Annotated in this window: 2 protein-coding genes; one reads left to right on the top strand and one right to left on the bottom strand. The window is 62.1% G+C overall.

Translation table 11 applies throughout. From position 1 onward, the window contains the following. Positions 1–517: hypothetical protein (locus ABT116_RS48170; RefSeq protein ID WP_351647833.1), on the bottom strand; the 517-nt coding region annotated here is incomplete at its 3' end. A 67-nt stretch (positions 518–584) separates the two neighbouring features. Here ABT116_RS48170 and ABT116_RS48165 point away from each other — a divergent pair. Next, complete coding sequence (locus tag ABT116_RS48165; RefSeq protein WP_003939907.1) at positions 585–938, top strand: VOC family protein; 354 nt, start codon at positions 585–587, stop codon at positions 936–938. Positions 939–1199 lie beyond the last annotated feature (261 nt).

Genomic DNA, 1199 nt, shown 5'->3' with positions numbered 1-1199 from the left:
GCCCCACGCACCAACCAGTTAAGGAGCCCGCCGTGGCCGGCACCCTGAAGAATGTGACCGACGACTCCTTCGAGCAGGACACCGAATAGAAGGTGGGCGGCCAGATTCGTCCGACGACGGCGACCGTGAGTCCGTAGGCTGTGCCGAAAGCTGAAAGTGCAAGCGGAAGAGTAAATTCTCTACCGCTTGCGTCACGGGCCAGCCGCCATCCCGTCGCATTCAGTGTCGCCGAGACGGCAAAGGCGACAGCGGTTCCGACTATCAGGAACCACGTAGTTGCGGGGAACCAATGTGGTGCGTCGGAGTAGCTGTATCCCTCGATCACCCACATGTATCCGGTCTTGCCGTCCTCCATCGGCGGCGGTGGAGGGGGTTGGATTCCGACATGTTCTGTTCGCGTGGATGGCGTGGCGAATCTCCAGGCGAGCACTCCGAGGACGCTCAGGAGCAATCCGGTCGCGATGAAAACTGCGAAGAGTGGTTCTGCAACACGGTCGCGAAGCGTCGTGAATCGCATTCGAAGATCGTCTCATCTCAGCCCGAGATCGAGAGTCTTTGTCGGTGGCTTCCATTACCGTGCGCGCATGACTCTCACACTCGGCATGATCACCTTCGACAGTCTCGATCCCGGTCCCCTCGCAACGTGGTGGGCAGCGCAATTGGGCGGAAACATCGTCGAGGAAAACGACGGTTGGTTCTACATCGTCTCGGTCCCTGACAGCGCCACCAACTTCGCTTTCCAGAAGGTCCCGGACCCCACCGCCGGGAAGAACCGCATCCATCTCGATCTGGGGAGTCCGGATCTCGACGCCGAGGTGGCGCGCCTCGTCGAGGCAGGGGCAACTGAGCACCACCGCGAGAACATGGACGGTTTCCGCTGGGTGACGCTCCTCGATCCTGACGGGAATCAGTTCTGCGTGTCCGGTCCGCATGCCTGAGCCGACCGGTCCTGTGCCCACCTGATTCGCGCCCACTGATTTCGCAGGCAGTGATTCGGGCATGATGAGGGGCATGACTTCTCAGACTTCTCGGACCGGGGCGGCTTCTCTGACCGGGGCCGACGCAGACGGCCTGTGCAGCTTCGTCGATTCGTCACCGTCGCCGTTCCATGTGTGCGCGACGGTGGCGACCGAGCTGACAGCCGCTCGGCCAAGACCACGGCCGGAGTTGACATGGGATTCAACCGGGAACCCGGGGGC

The sequence above is a fragment of the Streptomyces sp. NPDC002130 genome (assembly GCF_040296465.1).
Taxonomy (GTDB): domain Bacteria; phylum Actinomycetota; class Actinomycetes; order Streptomycetales; family Streptomycetaceae; genus Streptomyces.
This window is presented reverse-complemented; position numbering and strand designations above follow the sequence as displayed.

Bases quoted from the DNA above. Each gene is read 5' to 3' on its own strand.
- ABT116_RS48165 (WP_003939907.1), top strand. From the start codon at position 585: ATGACTCTCACACTCGGCATGATCACCTTCGACAGTCTCGATCCCGGT.